The organism is Epilithonimonas caeni DSM 17710 (assembly GCF_000426465.1).
Lineage (GTDB): Bacteria > Bacteroidota > Bacteroidia > Flavobacteriales > Weeksellaceae > Epilithonimonas > Epilithonimonas caeni.
On sequence record NZ_AUFK01000017.1, the window covers coordinates 63,548 to 80,843 of the forward strand.

At 36.0% G+C, this 17,296-nt stretch carries 18 protein-coding genes; 10 read left to right on the top strand and 8 right to left on the bottom strand.

Going from position 1 to position 17,296, the window contains the following annotated elements; all coding sequences use genetic code 11:
- Positions 1-3: 3 nt before the first annotated feature.
- Entirely contained in the window at positions 4-540 is a 537-nt protein-coding gene (locus K319_RS0110430) for a hypothetical protein (protein WP_027383615.1), read from the top strand.
- A 140-nt stretch (positions 541-680) separates the two neighbouring features.
- Positions 681-1,316 (top strand): peroxiredoxin, encoded by a 636-nt coding sequence (locus tag K319_RS0110435; protein WP_027383616.1) that lies wholly within the window; start codon positions 681-683, stop codon positions 1,314-1,316.
- A gap of 75 nt (positions 1,317-1,391) precedes the next feature.
- On the opposite strand, the gene K319_RS0110440 is transcribed toward K319_RS0110435, so the two are convergent.
- From K319_RS0110440 to K319_RS0110450, 3 genes are read right to left on the bottom strand one after another with little or no spacing between them, the layout of a single operon-like run.
- Positions 1,392-2,141 carry a hypothetical protein gene (locus tag K319_RS0110440; protein WP_027383617.1) on the bottom strand — a complete coding sequence of 250 codons (750 nt, stop codon included), beginning with the start codon at positions 2,139-2,141 and terminating at the stop codon, positions 1,392-1,394.
- Between the two features lie 21 nt (positions 2,142-2,162).
- The gene (locus K319_RS0110445) at positions 2,163-3,245 is read right to left on the bottom strand and encodes a putative type IX sorting system protein PorV2 (RefSeq protein ID WP_051230607.1); all 1,083 of its coding nucleotides are present in this window, start codon (positions 3,243-3,245) and stop codon (positions 2,163-2,165) included.
- Positions 3,246-3,255: 10 nt separating this feature from the next.
- Complete coding sequence (locus K319_RS0110450) at positions 3,256-4,155, bottom strand: DMT family transporter (protein WP_027383619.1); 900 nt, start codon at positions 4,153-4,155, stop codon at positions 3,256-3,258.
- 288 nt (positions 4,156-4,443) lie between these two features.
- Between K319_RS0110450 and K319_RS0110455 the strand changes: the two genes are divergently transcribed.
- The 5 genes from K319_RS0110455 to K319_RS20190 all read left to right on the top strand — a co-directional run bounded on the left by K319_RS0110455 (position 4,444) and on the right by K319_RS20190 (position 9,488).
- Positions 4,444-6,072 carry an acyl-CoA carboxylase subunit beta gene (locus tag K319_RS0110455; RefSeq protein ID WP_027383620.1) on the top strand — a complete coding sequence of 543 codons (1,629 nt, stop codon included), beginning with the start codon at positions 4,444-4,446 and terminating at the stop codon, positions 6,070-6,072.
- A 36-nt stretch (positions 6,073-6,108) separates the two neighbouring features.
- Positions 6,109-6,825, top strand: a complete 717-nt coding sequence (locus tag K319_RS0110460; RefSeq protein WP_027383621.1) for a hypothetical protein — start codon at positions 6,109-6,111, stop codon at positions 6,823-6,825.
- Positions 6,826-6,969: 144 nt separating this feature from the next.
- Positions 6,970-7,236: a DUF2089 family protein gene (locus tag K319_RS0110465; protein WP_027383622.1), complete on the top strand. Its 267-nt coding sequence runs from the start codon at positions 6,970-6,972 to the stop codon at positions 7,234-7,236.
- 5 nt (positions 7,237-7,241) lie between these two features.
- Complete coding sequence (locus K319_RS0110470) at positions 7,242-7,811, top strand: YIP1 family protein (RefSeq protein WP_027383623.1); 570 nt, start codon at positions 7,242-7,244, stop codon at positions 7,809-7,811.
- Positions 7,812-7,826: 15 nt separating this feature from the next.
- Positions 7,827-9,488 (top strand): serine hydrolase domain-containing protein, encoded by a 1,662-nt coding sequence (locus K319_RS20190; RefSeq protein WP_051230609.1) that lies wholly within the window; start codon positions 7,827-7,829, stop codon positions 9,486-9,488.
- A 25-nt stretch (positions 9,489-9,513) separates the two neighbouring features.
- On the opposite strand, the gene K319_RS0110480 is transcribed toward K319_RS20190, so the two are convergent.
- Positions 9,514-9,870: a winged helix-turn-helix transcriptional regulator gene (locus tag K319_RS0110480; protein ID WP_027383624.1), complete on the bottom strand. Its 357-nt coding sequence runs from the start codon at positions 9,868-9,870 to the stop codon at positions 9,514-9,516.
- A 165-nt stretch (positions 9,871-10,035) separates the two neighbouring features.
- Here K319_RS0110480 and K319_RS0110485 point away from each other — a divergent pair, with 165 nt between their 5' ends.
- Positions 10,036-10,668 carry an NAD(P)H-dependent oxidoreductase gene (locus K319_RS0110485; RefSeq protein ID WP_027383625.1) on the top strand — a complete coding sequence of 211 codons (633 nt, stop codon included), beginning with the start codon at positions 10,036-10,038 and terminating at the stop codon, positions 10,666-10,668.
- A gap of 68 nt (positions 10,669-10,736) precedes the next feature.
- Here the strand turns inward: K319_RS0110485 and K319_RS0110490 are convergent, their stop codons facing one another.
- The 3 genes from K319_RS0110490 to K319_RS0110500 form a co-directional block, all read right to left on the bottom strand.
- Positions 10,737-12,128: a type III PLP-dependent enzyme domain-containing protein gene (locus K319_RS0110490; protein ID WP_027383626.1), complete on the bottom strand. Its 1,392-nt coding sequence runs from the start codon at positions 12,126-12,128 to the stop codon at positions 10,737-10,739.
- 91 nt (positions 12,129-12,219) lie between these two features.
- Positions 12,220-12,852: a thiamine diphosphokinase gene (locus K319_RS0110495; protein WP_027383627.1), complete on the bottom strand. Its 633-nt coding sequence runs from the start codon at positions 12,850-12,852 to the stop codon at positions 12,220-12,222.
- A gap of 17 nt (positions 12,853-12,869) precedes the next feature.
- Positions 12,870-13,442 (bottom strand): cob(I)yrinic acid a,c-diamide adenosyltransferase, encoded by a 573-nt coding sequence (locus K319_RS0110500; RefSeq protein ID WP_027383628.1) that lies wholly within the window; start codon positions 13,440-13,442, stop codon positions 12,870-12,872.
- Positions 13,443-13,749: 307 nt separating this feature from the next.
- Here K319_RS0110500 and K319_RS0110510 point away from each other — a divergent pair, with 307 nt between their 5' ends.
- A complete protein-coding gene (locus K319_RS0110510) occupies positions 13,750-15,477 on the top strand; it encodes an ABC transporter ATP-binding protein (RefSeq protein ID WP_051230634.1) in 1,728 nt (575 codons plus the stop codon).
- 138 nt (positions 15,478-15,615) lie between these two features.
- A complete protein-coding gene (locus K319_RS0110515; protein WP_027383630.1) occupies positions 15,616-16,578 on the top strand; it encodes a helix-turn-helix transcriptional regulator in 963 nt (320 codons plus the stop codon).
- A 45-nt stretch (positions 16,579-16,623) separates the two neighbouring features.
- Here K319_RS0110515 and K319_RS0110520 read toward each other — a convergent pair whose 3' ends face one another.
- Entirely contained in the window at positions 16,624-17,103 is a 480-nt protein-coding gene (locus K319_RS0110520; protein ID WP_027383631.1) for a DinB family protein, read from the bottom strand.
- Positions 17,104-17,296 lie beyond the last annotated feature (193 nt).

Genomic DNA, 17,296 nt, shown 5'->3' on the forward strand with positions numbered 1-17,296 from the left:
CCTATGAAAAAATTATTTCCCTTTGTAATTGCAGCTATTTTTAGCTTTTTACTAATAAGTTGTGACCGTACAGAATATGTTGACAACTCTACTCCGGCAGATTATCCAGCCGTTTATGACCTTACAAATGTTAACTTTTCATATGATTCTAATTCTGGACTAGGAACAATTTCGAGAGAATTTGCAAATGCAATGTATGACTCAGATATTGTCCTAATCTATAGAAGAGTTGGTACCAGTAGTAATGCTCCTGTATGGCAACCATTACCGCAAACAATATATAATATTGAAGTAGGCACAGAAACTAACCATGAATTGGATTATACATTTGATTTCACAAAATATGATTTTGCTATCTATGCAAGTGGAACGTTCAATTTAACTTTGAGACCAGAATTTATTAACAACCAAACTTTCAGAGTTGTTTTAGTTCCTGCTGTTATGGGGAAAAATGCCAATGCTGGGGATTTATCAAAAATGTCTTACGAAGAGGTTATCAAAAAATATAATATTGATGACAGCAAAATTGGAACATTATAATCCAAACATTCACAAATAAAAAAATTAAAACCACGAATATGTGGTTTTTTTTATAACTAAAAATAAATAATACTAAATTAGTATGAATTGAGATTTTTATTATTAAATTTGTTTTCCATTAATCATAAAATACTAAAAATATGTCTATTAAACTTGGTGACACCGCTCCGGATTTTGACGCAGAAAGCAGTTTAGGAAATCTTAATTTTTACGAATATCTTGGAGATTCTTGGGGAATACTATTTTCCCATCCCGCAGATTATACTCCAGTTTGCACAACTGAGCTTGGGAAAACTTCTGAACTGAAGCCAGAATTCGATAAAAGAAATACAAAAGTCTTGGCTTTGAGTGTTGATGGAATCGATAATCATAAAGGTTGGATCTCCGACATCAACGAAACTCAAAATACAGAAGTCGAATTCCCTATCATTGCCGATCAGGACAAGAAAGTTTCCGAATTATACGATTTCATCCATCCGAATGCAAGTGCAACTTTGACAGTAAGGTCTTTGCTGATCATCGACCCAAACAAGAAAGTAAGATTGATCATCACCTATCCTGCCTCGACGGGAAGGAATTTCACAGAAATCCTGAGAGTTCTGGATTCTTTACAATTGGTCGATGGTTATGGTGTGGCAACACCTGTTGATTGGAAAGACGGTGAAGATGTGATCATTCCGCCAGCTGTTTCGCAGGAAGATGCTGAGAAAAAATTTACGAAAGGTGTAAAAGTTATCAAACCATATTTGAGATATACGCCGCAACCTAATAAGTAAGGTCAAATTTTTCTAATTCCTAATTAAAAAAGCTCCAGAATTTGGAGCTTTTATTATATTAGATATTACATCGAATTAATTTGCGGAGAAAACTTCTTTAGTAAAATTACCATTGCTTTTAGGAATCTCGATGATAATATTTCCATTTTCGTAATAACCGATCGTTGATTCTCCGGAAGCCAGTTTCACTCGGAAAACATCCGTCTTATTGGTTGATTTGAAAGTTGCATAAGGAACAGAACTATTTCCATCTACCAAGATGAATTGACTATCATCAATTTGAATTTTTTGTAAACTCAAATTTCCATTTTTGAATCTTTGTGCAATTGGAGTCTGAGTTGTTTTAACATCATCATTTCTTTTGACTTCTTCCGTGGCCTTGGATTCAGCAAGCTTTTCTATTTCAGGACTAGGGTTAGAAACAGGGACTTTAACCAATCCTTGTTTCAGAGCATCCTGATATCCTGGTTCAAATTCTTTGATCATGCTACTCGATTTTTCGGAATAGATCACCTTGCTATTGCAATCCTTGAACTGAAGAATGATCTTGTTTCTAAACATGCTTTTATCATCCAGAATATCGGCAATCAGAATTTTGCAAGGATTTGTCAATGCATCTTGCGGCCATTGGCTTTTTGTCTCGGAAAGCACGACATATTTTTTTGATTTCAACGATCTTTCTAAAAATTTGCCAAGACCATATGACCTGTTCTCTTTAAAGTCATTGAATTCTGCTGGAATTAAAATATACTTATAATCAGAAAGATTCTGAGCTTTGATCAGAACAAGTAAAAAAACAGATAAAAAAATTGAGAGCTTTTTCATTGGTGAAAGTTAGTTATTTTTTTAATTTCTAAAACCGTGTATATCCAATTTCAGAGAAAAGAAGTTGGAGTAAAAATTAGAACCACCAATTCCAGAGTTGGTTATCGCATAATCCAGGGTCAAGCCTTTATATTTGATTCCAATACCTGCACTTGGCTGGAAAGAGACTTTTCTTTTCAAATCCTCAATATCCGAAAGCGTTTGAAATCTGTTGAATCCCAATCTAACAAAGATCATATCTTGGAAGATCAGCTCCCCACCAACATAAGGTGTTATACTTGCGAAATCTGTGGAAATAAGAGCTGCCGTCTTCGCAAAATCGATGTTCAATCCAGCTTCTGGTAAAAGTTTCAGATCTCTATTGAATTCATATGTACGGCTCACACCAAGATTTAATTTTGGCATCGTTATCTCCATTTTGTCTGTGGGAGCAGGGTTGAACTCCTCACCATTTACTACGGCAGATAATTCTTTCTGATTGATTGTCCAAAAATTGACAGTTGTTGTAGCATCTCTTAACATAAAGCCAAGATTCCAATCCGTGTCTGTATGATAAATTGCTCCCAGATCAAATCCAAAACCATAACCACTCGCAAATTTTCCTACATTACGGTAAACCACTTTTGCAGTAGCCCCTACATCTAATCTGTGATTCCCATTGGGATGAAAGGCATACGAGAGCAAAGCCGCATAATCTGAAGTAGAGAAAGAGCTGATCTTATCATAATCGATATTCCCCTCGGAATCAATTAACTGAGTGGTATTAAGAATATTATCGATACCTAATCTAACTAATGAAATTGCAAAAACGCCGTTCTCATTATCCAAAGGTTTGGCATAAGCGATATAATCGTATTTGGCTATTGACTCGAAATATTCTGCGTGCATTGCAGCAGCTTGCCAATCCCTGTCTATCTGTAAAAGTCCGGCGGGATTCCACATTGGGGAATAAACATCGTCCTGATTTGAGACAACGGCTCCTCCCATTGCCAATCCTCTTGCACCGGCACCGATATTCAGGAATTCATTAGAATATTTCCTGATGATCTGGGCATCAAGAATTTGACAAAAAATAACCAGTAAAAAAAATAAAATTCTTTTCATCAAAAACTGTTTACAGATGGTTTGGTTCTGCAATTACATCATCTTTTTTCCGTTTCGATTTTATAATTCCATTGATAACGATTGCTAGTATCATTACCAAAGAAGCGATATAAAAAACAGGACTCATATGTTCTGAAGCTCCAAAGATAAAAAAAGCCAGAATAATCCCATAGACAGGTTCCAGATTTACCGTCAAGATCAATGTAAAAGGGGAAATAAACTTCATTAATTTCACACTCTCAAACATTGGATAAGCCGTAAAAACAGAAGCCAACAATATTATTAACGCAATATCGGTATAACTTATTTCGCTGACGGAAGAAATTTGTCCCGTAAAAAGGAAATATAAACTAATGACCAGCCATCCGCCGGCAATCTCATAGAATATTATATTTCCGGAACTTGTTTTTCCAAAAATCTTCCCATTGAAAACCGAAAATATTGTTCCGAAAAGTGCGCACAGAATCCCATAGAAAATCCCTTCTTTATACTTAAGTTCCGCATTAAAGATCAAAGAGATACAAACAACTATAATGAGTCCAATGACAACTTCTACCCAATCCGGTCTTCTTTTAAAAACCAGAGGTTCTATCAATGATGCAAACAATGTAGACAATGAAAGGCAGGATAATGCAATAGAAACATTGGAAACTTTGATAGATTGGAAAAAGAACAGCCAGTGGAAGGCCATCACACTTCCTATTCCTATTAGTTTAAACAATAATACCTTTGCTATCTTTACGCTTTCTTTCTTGATAATTCTGATATACAAGTACAGAAAAACTGCTGCGAATGACATTCTGTAGAAGACAAGAACATTGGCTTCTGTGGAAATCAGTTTTCCCAAAATAGCAGTAAAACCCCATAAAAAAACGATAAAATGCAACCTCAGCAAATAGGAATTCTTCATTAATACGATATTGATCTTTTCAGTTTGCAAACTTAGGATAAAAAATACTGATTAAAATAAGTAGATAGAACAAAGTTATCTGAATATTTAGCATCAAAAAATCCGTACAAACATTTATACGGATCTTTTAATAATAACTTATTAAAAATAAACATAAACTAACTAAAATTCATTTCATTTTGATTACTAACGTAGAAAAGTAAAAAATATTATGTTAAGTTTATCTTCTGATACAATTGCTTTGTCATTATCTAAAAAATTTTATCTTTAACGCCAAAGAAAAACCTTATGGATCTAGAGTTCAACAAAAGAGAAGATATTAACAAGCTAAAATTTTCTGACATTAAAAAAAACCTGGCAAAAATCAAATTGGGAGGTGGGGAAAAAGCACTCCAAAAACAACGAGACCAAGGAAAAATGACCGCCAGAGAAAGATTGGAATATCTTTTCGATAAAAATTCTGAGTCCATAGAAATCGGCGCATTTGCAGGTTACGAAATGTATGAGGAGCAAGGCGGCTGCCCCGCAGGCGGTGTTGTTGTAAAAATAGGATACATTTCTGGAAGACAATGTATTGTAGTGGCGAATGACGCTACAGTAAAAGCTGGAGCCTGGTTCCCTATTACAGGAAAGAAAAACCTTAGGGCTCAGGAAATAGCCATGGAAAATCGTCTGCCAATCATCTATTTGGTAGATTCTGCCGGTGTTTTCTTACCAATGCAAGACGAGATCTTCCCGGACAAGGAAATGTTCGGAAGAATCTTTAGAAATAATGCCAAGATGAGTGCAGCAGGAATAGTTCAGATCTCGGCCATTATGGGAAGCTGTGTTGCCGGCGGCGCTTATCTCCCGATCATGAGTGATGAAGCGATGATCGTAGACAAAACAGGAAGTATCTTTCTCGCAGGAAGTTATCTTGTAAAAGCTGCGATTGGTGAAAATATTGACAATGAAACTCTCGGAGGAGCCACAACACATTGTGAGATATCCGGTGTTACAGATTATAAGGCTAAAGATGACAAGGATGCTTTGGACAGGATAAAAAATATCATGAAATCTATCGGGGATTTTGATAAAGCTGGATTTGACAGGATAGAAAGTTTTCCACCGAGAGAGAATCCTGAAAATATTTTTGGAATAATGCCAATAGCAAGATCAGAACAATATGACACTTTTGATATCATAAAATGTCTTGTCGATAATTCTGAATACGAAGAATACAAACCAGATTACGGGAAAAGCATTATTTGTGCCACAGCAAGAATCGATGGGTGGAGCGTTGGAATAGTTGCCAACCAAAGAAAAATGGTAAAAAGCGGTAAAGGCGAGATGCAGTTCGGTGGTGTTATATATTCCGATTCAGCTGACAAAGCGACACGTTTCATTGCCAATTGTAATCAGAGAAAGATCCCTTTGGTTTTCCTTCAGGATGTTACCGGCTTTATGGTCGGTTCCAAATCCGAACATGGCGGGATCATCAAAGATGGTGCAAAAATGGTGAATGCCGTTTCTAATTCCGTAGTCCCAAAATTCACTGTCATCACAGGAAATTCTTACGGAGCGGGGAATTATGCCATGTGCGGAAAAGCTTATGACCCGAGATTGATTGTCGCCTGGCCTTGGGCAGAGCTCGCTGTAATGGGCGGTTCACAAGCGGGGAAAGTTCTTCTCCAAATCCAGGAATCCACCCTTAAAAAACAAGGCAAAGAAATATCAGAACAAGAAAGAAAAGAAATCCTTGATAAAATCTTGACAGATTATAACAAGCAAACCCAACCTACTTACGCCGCGGCAAGGCTTTGGACAGACGCGATCATCAATCCTGTGGATACAAGAAAATGGATCAGCATGGGAATAGAAGCGGCCAATCATTCTCCAATTACAGAAAAATTCAACATGGGGGTTATTCAGGTATGATTTTTGCACTCGAAGGAGGAATTTAAAAACACAAACATGAAAAAATATTTATTTGTGGTTGCCGGACTATCGGCAATCAATTCCTCTTATGCACAATGTTCCATTTCCGGAAGTAATATTTTAAAATTAAATGAAACAAATTCTTTTACCGTAGACACAAAAGCTCAATGTGAGGAATGCTATCTATGGAAATCATCAAACGACAAAATTGTAACTTTTGAAGGTAGCAACAAACTCAATAAAGTAAGCCTGATTCCTAAAGATGTCGGCAAAAACAATATCAGTGTATCTATATTGACAGACAAAGGACTTTTTGAATGCGAAAAAACAGTTGAAGTTGTCGAAACAAAACAAGCTGTGGCGCAAAACAACTGTGGAATCAGCATCGATGATTTCAAAGAAGTGAAAGTGAGTGAGTCTATCATTTCTTTTTTCCCAAATGAAAATAAAGCTTCCGATCATCTTTACAAATGGACGGTTACTTACGCCAACGGTGAGATTCAGGAATCGGCAGAGAAAATCCCTCAATTTTTCTTTTGCGAGATCAATTATATAACATTGGTAAAGCTTAAAATAACATCCAAGAGCCCTATCTGCTCACTTACCGTCTCTAAAAAATATGATCAGAATTTTTGGAAACCCTCCTCGAACACAAAAACAACCAACATAGAACAAAAGGTCTATTCACAAGGAAGCTACCAGGAATATGTAAAATCTGATGACAACAAAATAAAAACCAGCATCGATCAATAGCCAATCGTACCAATTGATTTTTTACCAAAACTTCCCATTGTGGAAGTTTTTTTGATTCTAACGAATAGATTATTTTAATAAAATTAAAATAATATTTAACTTTGTTAAAATAATTATTACATTTGTAAAATAAAATTAAAATAAATGAAACTCCCTATCATATGTCCAAGCTGCGACCATACTCTGAATGTGAGTCAGATGACCTGCCCATCTTGTGCAACTCAGGTAAATGGTGATTATGAACTTCCGGTTCTTTTGAAACTGAGCAGAGACGACCAAGAGTTTGTCCTCAACTTTTTTCTGTCCAGCGGGAGTATCAAAGAAATGGCAAAGCAGGCCGAACTCTCTTATCCAACCATGAGAAACAAAATGGATGACCTCATCGAGAAAGTGAAAAAACTACAAAACTGAAAACTATGACGTGGAAGATCATTTTTAATCCTTTCGAAAAATATGATGAGAAGAACCTCCTCATTATAGGAATACTATTTTTCATTCTGAACATCTTTGGTTGTTATTATGCCGGCAATGTGAATGACAGTATTTTTCATCTTTCACATTTGGAAGACGATCAGACAATTTGGGATATCGTGAAAATCAATACTTTGAGTTCTCTATTGGCCATAATCGTTTTATTTATACTCGCTAAAATCCTCAATAATAAAACAAGGATCATCGATATTATCAATACCGTTCTGATATCAGCCATTCCTTTAATTATTATAATGCCAATATCGGGAATGTCATTTTTGAAGAATGCCACCCAAAGTATTACAGCAAGTGCTGGCGACCCAAGTCAAATGGAAACAATCAATCTCATCATAGTTTCAGTTTTTGGATTGGCAACTTTACCATTTATGATTTATAGCTTTGTGCTTTATTACAATGGATTCCAGACTGCTACCAATATCAAGAAGTGGCAGCAAATTGTTCTCTTTGCGGTTGTTTCACTGATATTAATAATCGTTAGCCAGACTATACTTTAAACAAAATATAATTTTATGAAAACCAAACTTTTATTGGTGCTGATCTTATTGGCACAGACTTTTTACGCCCAAGATTTAACAGGTTCCTGGCAAGGCGAAATTGACCTTGGCGCAATGAAACTTCCTCTGATACTGACCATTAAAAAAGAAGGAAACCAATATACTTCCACAGCCAAAAGTCCAAAACAAGGAGACAAGACCATTACCGTTGACAGAACCGAATTTGCAAACAACGAATTGATATTCGAAATGAAGGACCTGGATGCGTCTTACAAAGGACAATTCAAAACAGACCATTTTGAGGGAACTTTTACGCAACGTTCGAGAGATTTTGATTTGAATCTTTCAAGGATTGATGAAAAAAAAGCGGATAAAATCTCCAAAGAGTCCAGAATCCAAGACATCGGAAGCAGAGAAATTAATACTAAAAAAATTGATGACTTTTTGAATTATATGACCGATAATAAACAATCTATTGGAAGCATTTCGATTTTCAGACACGGGAAAGAAGTTTATCAGAAAAGTTTTGGTCAGAATCAATTACCTAATGTAAAATGGGATTCTAACACAAGATATCAAGTTGGTTCCATCAGCAAATTATTTACAGCAGTCATGCTGATGCAACAGGTAGAAAAAGGAAAATTGAACCTCAGCGACAAGCTTTCAAAGTATTATCCAGATGTTTCAAATGCTGACAAAATCACAATTGAGACAATACTGAATCATACTAGCGGGTTAGGCGATTACGTTGGAGAACATTATCAATGGCTATTCAAAAAACCAGTTGGAGATAAAGCGATTCTCGATACCATTAAAGCTCAAGGCGTGGAATTTCAGCCGGGAGAAAAAACGAGATATTCCAATTCCGGATATTATCTTTTGAGCAGAATCCTTGAGAAAGTTGCGAAAAAACCTTACAATGTTCTTCTGAAAGAAAACATTACAAGCAAGGCGAAATTGAAAAACACTTTTTCCGTTCTGGACAATCCAACCAACGTTTTCAAATCTTACCAAAACCAAGATGGAAAATGGGTAGAAATAGAAGACTTCGATTTTCATAATTGTATCGGTTTAGGCGATATCGTTTCCACACCTAATGATCTCAATCTCTTCATCAATGCATTATTCGATGGGAAGCTGGTAAAGAAAGAAACGCTTGATAGAATGATGCCGACCCAAAAAAAGCCTTTAGATTTTGGGTTAGGATTAATGGCTGTTCCGTTTTACAATCAGGTTTCTTTTGGACACGGAGGCGACACAGCCGGAAGTCACTCTATCACATCTTATAATCAAAAAGACGATTATTCTGTTTCAATGATCATCAATGGAGAGGAGTATCCTCATAATGCATTGGGAATCGGAATCTTAAGTTTGATTTATGAAGCAGATTATTCGTATCCAAAATTCGGAGCTGATGCAACCAAGTCCGTGGATACACCAGAAAAATTCCAGAAATACATCGGTGATTATACTTCTCCGGATATCCCTATGGATTTGAAAATCTTCTCACAGGAAGGAAAATTATTTGCCCAAGGAAAAGGTCAGGCTTCTTTTGAATTGGAATATGTGGATAAGGATGAATTCAAATTCACGCCGGCAAGGATCGGGATTATTTTTTTTCCAGATCAGTTGCAACTCCAGCAGAATGGGAAAACATATCATTTTTCCAAACAATAATTTCAGGGCTTCATTTTTGAAGCCTTTAAATTTCAGCAACTTCCGGAATTTTTCCGATGATTTTTTTCCGGTGTTCAATTCCCCATTCTGCGAGATGTTCAATAATTTTTTTCAGTGTTCTTCCATAGTCTGTCAATTCATATTCTACACTTATCGGTTGTTTATTGAGAACAGTTCTTGTTATCAATTGATTGATTTCTAAATCTTTTAATTCGCTGCTCAGCATTTTTGCAGAAACACCTCCGATTTCTTTCTGTAAATCTGAAAAACGCATTTTATCATAACACAAAGCTGCAATGATTGCTATTTTCCACCTTCCTTTCAAGATATCCATCGTATCCTGAACGGCAGCAAGATTGGATTTTGGACATTTTATTTTCATAAATAACTTTTATTTCAGATTATATTAATTTTCCATTAAATCAAATTCATAAGAATCTGATTTTCAAATAAGTTACTTTTTAGTAACGCTAACTTTTTGTAACTTGATTACAAAAATAAACTTTTCTTATTTACCTTTGAACCTTCAAATCAAAAATTATAAAAAATGAGTTTATTAGAAGACTTGAACTGGCGTTATGCGACTAAAAAAATGAACGGCGAAATAGTTCCTCAAGATAAAGTGGATTATATTTTAGAAGCTGCGAGACTGGCTCCATCTTCCTCAGGTTTACAGCCTTACAGATTATTCGTCATTACGAATAAAGAATTATTGGAAAAAATCCAACCGATTGCATTTGATCAGGCTCAGATCACGGACGGTTCTCATCTTTTAGTTTGGGCAGCTTGGGACGGCTATTCTCACAACAGTATATCTGAAGTTTTCGAAAAAACGACTACTGAAAGAGGAATCCCTAAAGAAGCGATGGATGATTACAAAGCAAGGCTTTGGGGAATGTACGAACCGCTTGGACGTGAATGGCACGCAACACACGCCGCAAAACAGGCCTATATTTCTTTCGGACTAGCTATTGCTGCTGCTGCTGAACAAAAAGTGGATGCAACTCCAATGGAAGGCTTCAACAACCAAGCTCTTGACGAATTATTAGGATTCGCTGAAAAAGGTTTAAAAAGTGTTGTGATTCTGCCTTTAGGTTACAGAGACACAAGCGGGGACTGGCTGGTAAATCTGAAAAAATACAGAACTCCAAAAGACGAATTCATCACAGAAATCAAATAGAAAAGGCGGAAATTCATTTCCGCCTTTTTTCGTCTATTATCTTTTATCTAAAAGTCTATTATCTGAATTTAATATCCCAAAAGCTTCAGGACATCTTCCGGCCTCTGTTCTTCTCTGAACAATTCATAAGTAAAATTTCCATCTTCATCCTTATCAATCAAAATATGTTTTGGCTGAGGCATCAGACAGTGATGTACGCCACCGTAACCGCCAATGGTCTCCTGATAAGCACCCGTGTGGAAAAATCCGATATACAGTGGTTTTGTATCGTTATAAACAGGAAGATAGATCGCATTCGTATGCTGCTCGGAATTATAGTAATCATCTGAATCACAAGTCAGCCCACCAAGAAAAACCCTTTCATAAGAATCTTCCCAACGGTTAAGAGGTAACATAATGAAGTGACGGGAAATGGCCCAGGTGTCAGGCAAAGTTGTCATAAAAGACGAGTCGATCATATTCCATTTTTCTCTGTCGTTCTGACGTTTTTGGGAAATAATCTGGTAAAGATGCCCACCACTTTCGCCAACTGTAAAACTTCCGAATTCTGTATAGATATTCGGTTCCTCAACGCCTTCTTCTTCACAGAATTTCTTGATCTGAGAAACAATTTCGTTGACCATGTATTGATAATCATAATCGAAATTAAGCGAAGTTTTGATCGGGAAACCGCCACCGATGTTCAATGAATCTACTTCCGGAGCAATTTTTTTCAATCTTGCATAAACGCGGAGACATTTGTACAATTCGTTCCAATAATATGCCGTATCCTTGATTCCAGTATTGATGAAAAAGTGAAGCATTTTCAGCCTTGCGTTCGGATGTTCCGCAATTTTTTGGCTGTAATAAGGAATAATATCTTTGTATCCGATCCCTAATCTTGAAGTATAAAACTCGAACTTAGGTTCTTCCTCGGATGCGATTCTGATCCCGATATCAAAAGTTCTGTCAATACTTTCCGTCAATTTATCAAGTTCTCTGTAATTATCAAGAATTGGTGTGATCTTTTCGAATCCGCTGTTGATCAGGTCCGAAATTTTTGCCAAGTAATCATCCGTTTTGAAACCGTTGCAGATCACCTCGATATCTTTGTCCACTTTTCCTTTGTCATAAAGTGATTTGATGATATCCATATCGTATGCGGAAGACGTTTCCATACTGATGTCATTCTTCAAAGCTTCTTCTACAACGAAGGCAAAATGACTTGATTTTGTACAATAGCAGTATCTGTAATTTTTGCGATATTCGGTCTTTTCAAAAGCTTCTTTGAACCAAAACTTTGCCCTTTCTATATTCTGAGATATTTTTGGTAGATAATTGAACTTCAAAGGAGTTCCGAATTTTTCCACTACTTCCATCAAATTGATGTCGTGGAACTTCAGATTATTCTCTTCTACATTGAATTCTTCTGTAGGAAAATAAAGCGTTTGGTCAATTAGTTCAGAATATTTTATTTTCATTTCTGGCTAAAAAAAGTTAATTGGTTTTACGATGCAAAAATGATTAAAAAAACTGAATATATACGTTAATAATTCTATAAAAATTAATGAATTAATTCCCGACAAAAATCAACAAATCACCTTGTTTATATTTAATTATAACATCTTTATTTTCAGCAATATTACGTGTCCCGATTCTTTCTCCGAGAATCAAATCTTCTTTATATAAAGGCCATTTCAGTCCTTTTGTTTCGATGTTTTTGGCAATAGGAAAAGGCATCAGGGAAATCATTTTTCCTTTGACATCAGAAATTGTGAATTTTTTCGGAATAAAGTAATATGAAGAATATTCATCAAAAAACCGAAGATTCACTTTATCCTTAAATGCAAAAGCTACGCTCAGATTCCCAAGAAAATGGTCTTGTTCTCCTCCACTTGCACCAAAAACGTCAATATTTTCAAACCCTTTTTCGATAATAATTTCCAAAGCTTTATGAAAATCGGTCTTATTCTGGTCAGGAGTTTCTATAATTTCGAATTGATGGTCCTGAGCCTGCTGAATAATCTCTTCTTCAATTTTATGTGAATCAAAATCTCCCGAAATCAAATCCAGTTTACCCAAAGGAAATTTCAATTGTTTTAAGTAATGAAAAGCTCCATCTGTACAAGCGATCAAATCATAACCTGACAAATCCGTAATCGTTTTAGGAGCTTCTCCGTTGATGAAAAGTAGGGCCTTCTTCATTTATATTTATCTAAATTCTAACTTCTATCATTCGGGTTCCAATATTCTTCCGGCTCGTTGTGAAGTTTCGAAACATATCTTGCCAGAACAAAAAGATAATCCGACAAACGGTTCAGGTATTTGATTAATTCCGCACGCACTTCTTCCGACTGATTGAGAAAAACCAAACTGCGTTCTGCACGTCTGCAAACCGTTCTCGCCACGTGAAGAAAAGTCGCCGCTTTTCCGCCTCCGGGTAAAATGAAATATTGCAAAGGCTCAACTTTCTCTTCCATTTCGTCCATCCAGGTTTCCAGTTCTTCAATTTCTTTATCAGAAATCACAAGTGGAAGTCGTGCTTTTCCATTAGTCAAAAACAATTTATCAATCGGTGTTGAAGCTTCTGAACCAACGGTAAACAAATCAAACTGGATTTTTTTGAGCTGAGAAATCACGGCTTCATCATCGATATGAGATTTTGCTACGCCAATATTTGCATTCAGTTCATCGATGTTGCCGTATGATTCTACTCTTGCGCTGGCTTTGGAGATTCTGCTTCCGCCGTAAAGTCCGGTTTCACCTTTGTCACCTGTTTTTGTATATATTTTCATTGTTTCTTTTTATGAAAGTTTAAAATTAACTTTTTTTATTTGAATATTGAGGTCAAACACAATGGCACAAAGAATTAATTTGAAGTATTCTAATGTTTTTAAGGCACAAGGTTTGACTTTGTCAGAAATTAAATCTTTGATTTTTCTTGTGCCTTAAAAAATCATCAATGAGAATAAAAACTTTTGTGTCTTTGTGTTAAACTCCAATATTTCCTAACTTGCTGATATGAAAAAACCTTTTCAGAAAACAACCAATCTCATTCATATTTTCAACCAGCTGAAAAGTTTCATCAAACCTTACCAATGGATGGTTTTCGGAACTTTGGCTTTGACTTTTATCGGAGCTTTGTTCGCTCAGGTAAATCCTTTGGTTTTGAAATACACGGTGGACGAAGTGACAAAACTGACGCAACTTCCCAATCCGATGAGAGAAGGGATTCACGTTTTGATTTTGATTTCAATTATACTTTTAGGAAAAGAACTGGCGAATATTTTTATTCAGTTCGGTCAGAAATTTTATGGTGAAAAAATTAGAATCAATGTCAGCTCCGAATTATCACAAGCAGCGATTGACAAAATCCTGACCTACAGAATTGCTTATTATAATGACGACCGCCACGAATCCGGAAAACTTCAGATACGCATAGACAGAGGAATTGAAAGTTTAACCAAATTGGTTCAGAATTTTTTCATTGATATTCTTCCGCTGTTTTCCACGGCGATTATTGCATTGATTGTAATGTATATGCAGAATCTTTACGTGGGTTTGGTCTCAACTTTTGTAATTCCGATTTACTTTTATGTGACATCGAGACAAGCCAAAAAATTAGGAAATGTAAGACGGACCTTGCGGAATCAACGGGAACAAAAAACATCCGGACTTCTGAATCTTATCAATTCTATAATGGTAATCAAGAGTTTTGTCCGTGAAAAATTTGAAGGTAGAAAACAATATAATCTTCAGATGAAACTGATGGAAAGTCAGCTTTATACAAGGCGGACCAGCTTTATTTATGACGGTTTGAAATCGTTCATCGAGCAATTCGGCGTCGTTCTGATCATACTTTTGACGGTTTATCTGGTGCTTGACCAGCAAATGACAATTGGTGCGATCATGCTCCATATAATGTTATTTAATAACGTTTCTGCGCCTATTCGTCAGCTTCACAGGATTTATGATGATATGAATGATGCTTTTATTTATGCCGAAGCTTATTTTGAAATCCTGAATGACGACGATGAAACCGAACCAAACGGAACTATTAACAATATCCCAATCAAAGGCAGTTTCGAAATCAAAAACGTGGATTTTACTTATCCGAATGGAATGAAAGCTCTCAAAAACGTTTCTCTCAAAATTGAAAACGGGAAAACAACGGCTTTGGTTGGATTGAGTGGTGCCGGAAAATCAACAGTCATCAATTTGCTTTGTAAGTTTTACGAACCAGATTCCGGCGAAATTCTTTTAGACGGTAATCATCTGAATGACTTCAATAATGAATATCTCCGTGATGACCTTGGATTGGTACTTCAAAAAAATCACATTTTCAAGGGAAGTATTGAAGATAACATTCGATACGGAAATCTCAACGCAACTTTAGGAGAAATCAAAGAAGCAGCGGGAAAGGCTTATCTTCATGAGCAGATTTTGGATTTGCCGGATGGTTACAATCACGATGCGACACAACTTTCCGGAGGTCAGCAACAGAGAATTGCCATTGCGAGATTATTCCTGAAAAATCCACCGATTATTTTCCTTGACGAACCAACTGCAAGTCTGGATGCGATTGCAACAGAACAAATCAAAAATTCTCTGGATGCGATTAAAAAAGACAGAACTGTGATCATTATTTCACATTCGTTGTCGCAGATTTTGGATTCTGATATGATCTATGTGATGAAAAAAGGCGAAGTTGTGGAAAACGGAACTCACGAAGAGTTATACGAAAAAGATGGAACTTACCGAGAAATTTTCGATGCGTCTGCCAGAAGTTTGAATCTTGACAGATTGGTGAAAACTTATAAGGATGAATAATTAAAGTCTCGCTGATTTAGCATATTGGGCAGATTTTATTTTTTTAAATCTGCAAAATCCAATTAATCTGCGAGAAAATTAACTTTAAAAAATTTTCTAAAATCAGTTTCTATTAATGAGTCATTGAAAACCAAAAAGATGAATGAAGACCACTACATAAAAAAAATAGACCGTGTCACTTCGATTCTGACACAACTGCAAACTAAATCCATTGTCCGAGCTCAGGATCTGGCAGATAAATTTGATGTCAGCATCAGGACGATTTACAGAGATATCAAGACTTTGGAAAACGCCGGAATTCCGATTTTTGGAGAAGCCGGTTCAGGTTATTCTTTGGTTGACGGTTATAAACTTCCACCCGTAATGTTCACAAAAGAAGAAGTTCTAAGTTTCATTACTGCCGAAAAATTGATGCAAAAATTTTCTCATGAGAGCCTCGATTCTCATTACAATTCCGCAATGGAAAAGGTAAAAGCAGTCATTAGAAATTCGGAAAAGAATCTCGTTCAGAATATCGAAAATCAGATTGACATCTATTCTTACCGACCTGAGAAATCTGATAATATCAAAAATATCATTCCAACAATCTTGGAAAGTATCGCCGATAAAAAACAGTTAAAATTTCATTATCAAAATGTCAACAACGAAGCTACTGAAAGAACTATTGAAGCTGTCGGGATTTTCTATGAAGTCAATTATTGGTACGTGATGGCATTTTGTACGATGCGAAAAGACTTCCGCCAATTCCGCGTGGACAGAATTTTAAAAATTGAGAAAACTGAGAATCCGTTTCATCAGGAATACGGGAATGTTGGCGATTACCGAAAGAAATCAAAGAATCAGAAAGTTGGGGTTAAGCTTCTGGTTGAGAAAAAAATATTGCCTTTTCTCGTTAATTCTAAAAAATATTACGGATTGATTTCTGAAGAAGAAAGTGACAACAAAATGCTGATGACTTTTGAAACCGAATGGATTGAAGAAGGCTTTCCGCGCTGGCTGATTACCTTTGCAGATTTTGCAGAAATCATTGAACCCGATTATCTCAAAGACACGATGAATGATTTAATCAGTAAAATTTCTAATCAATTGAACAAAAAATAAAGCCTGCCAAAAAGCAGACTTTAAATTCAAATCAAGCGTATAAAATTATCTTTCTCTTTCCCAGAAAAACGGAGGTTCAATTCCCAAAGCTCTCAGGTAAACATAACCCTGACCTCTGTGGTGAATTTCATTGTCCACAAAATAAAGAATGTTCTGATACACAGGAAATTCGTACTGGCCAAATAAATTGAAGGTCTCCTGAAATCTTTCTTCTGTTATCTGGCTGAAGTATTCATTAATGATTTCGGTTTCTTCATCCCATTTTGCCAGGAGTTCAGCTTTGGTTGTAGGGTTGAAAGTTTCATCGAATTCATTAATCGTTCCTTCAACAATCGATTTCAGGGCTGGCCCGCCAATAGCAATCAGTTCAAGAGCTAATTTTGAAAACGGTCTCATTCCGCCAATTGAAAACCCGAATAAATCTTTCTCCGGAAAAGCTTCAATCACTCTTCTTGTGAGATTTCTGTGTCCTTGCCAATGGATTAAAAGTTGTTGTGAGTCCAGGACTTTTGCGTTTGCGTTCATAATAGTTTGTTTTATTTGATACAAATTTATGACGCAGTTGTGACAATAGTATGTCAGTAGGATTTTTGGAAAATGAAATATTTTTATCGCAAAGTCGCAAAACTACTTTTATATTTTATAAAGAAAGTCGCAAAGGAAAACTTTGCGACTTATAATATTTTCAATTTTAAAATCTTATGCCTTTGCAATAAAA

What these genes read in the sequence shown, in the direction of transcription:
- K319_RS0110430 (WP_027383615.1), top strand. Translation starts at nt 4, where the DNA reads ATGAAAAAATTATTTCCCTTTGTAATTGCAGCTATTTTTAGCTTTTTA.
- K319_RS0110435 (WP_027383616.1), top strand. Translation starts at nt 681, where the DNA reads ATGTCTATTAAACTTGGTGACACCGCTCCGGATTTTGACGCAGAAAGC.
- K319_RS0110440 (WP_027383617.1), bottom strand. Translation starts at nt 2,141, where the DNA reads ATGAAAAAGCTCTCAATTTTTTTATCTGTTTTTTTACTTGTTCTGATC.
- K319_RS0110445 (WP_051230607.1), bottom strand. Translation starts at nt 3,245, where the DNA reads ATGAAAAGAATTTTATTTTTTTTACTGGTTATTTTTTGTCAAATTCTT.
- K319_RS0110450 (WP_027383619.1), bottom strand. Translation starts at nt 4,155, where the DNA reads ATGAAGAATTCCTATTTGCTGAGGTTGCATTTTATCGTTTTTTTATGG.
- K319_RS0110455 (WP_027383620.1), top strand. Translation starts at nt 4,444, where the DNA reads ATGGATCTAGAGTTCAACAAAAGAGAAGATATTAACAAGCTAAAATTT.
- K319_RS0110460 (WP_027383621.1), top strand. Translation starts at nt 6,109, where the DNA reads ATGAAAAAATATTTATTTGTGGTTGCCGGACTATCGGCAATCAATTCC.
- K319_RS0110465 (WP_027383622.1), top strand. Translation starts at nt 6,970, where the DNA reads ATGAAACTCCCTATCATATGTCCAAGCTGCGACCATACTCTGAATGTG.
- K319_RS0110470 (WP_027383623.1), top strand. Translation starts at nt 7,242, where the DNA reads ATGACGTGGAAGATCATTTTTAATCCTTTCGAAAAATATGATGAGAAG.
- K319_RS20190 (WP_051230609.1), top strand. Translation starts at nt 7,827, where the DNA reads ATGAAAACCAAACTTTTATTGGTGCTGATCTTATTGGCACAGACTTTT.
- K319_RS0110480 (WP_027383624.1), bottom strand. Translation starts at nt 9,870, where the DNA reads ATGAAAATAAAATGTCCAAAATCCAATCTTGCTGCCGTTCAGGATACG.
- K319_RS0110485 (WP_027383625.1), top strand. Translation starts at nt 10,036, where the DNA reads ATGAGTTTATTAGAAGACTTGAACTGGCGTTATGCGACTAAAAAAATG.
- K319_RS0110490 (WP_027383626.1), bottom strand. Translation starts at nt 12,128, where the DNA reads ATGAAAATAAAATATTCTGAACTAATTGACCAAACGCTTTATTTTCCT.
- K319_RS0110495 (WP_027383627.1), bottom strand. Translation starts at nt 12,852, where the DNA reads ATGAAGAAGGCCCTACTTTTCATCAACGGAGAAGCTCCTAAAACGATT.
- K319_RS0110500 (WP_027383628.1), bottom strand. Translation starts at nt 13,442, where the DNA reads ATGAAAATATATACAAAAACAGGTGACAAAGGTGAAACCGGACTTTAC.
- K319_RS0110510 (WP_051230634.1), top strand. Translation starts at nt 13,750, where the DNA reads ATGGTTTTCGGAACTTTGGCTTTGACTTTTATCGGAGCTTTGTTCGCT.
- K319_RS0110515 (WP_027383630.1), top strand. Translation starts at nt 15,616, where the DNA reads ATGAATGAAGACCACTACATAAAAAAAATAGACCGTGTCACTTCGATT.
- K319_RS0110520 (WP_027383631.1), bottom strand. Translation starts at nt 17,103, where the DNA reads ATGAACGCAAACGCAAAAGTCCTGGACTCACAACAACTTTTAATCCAT.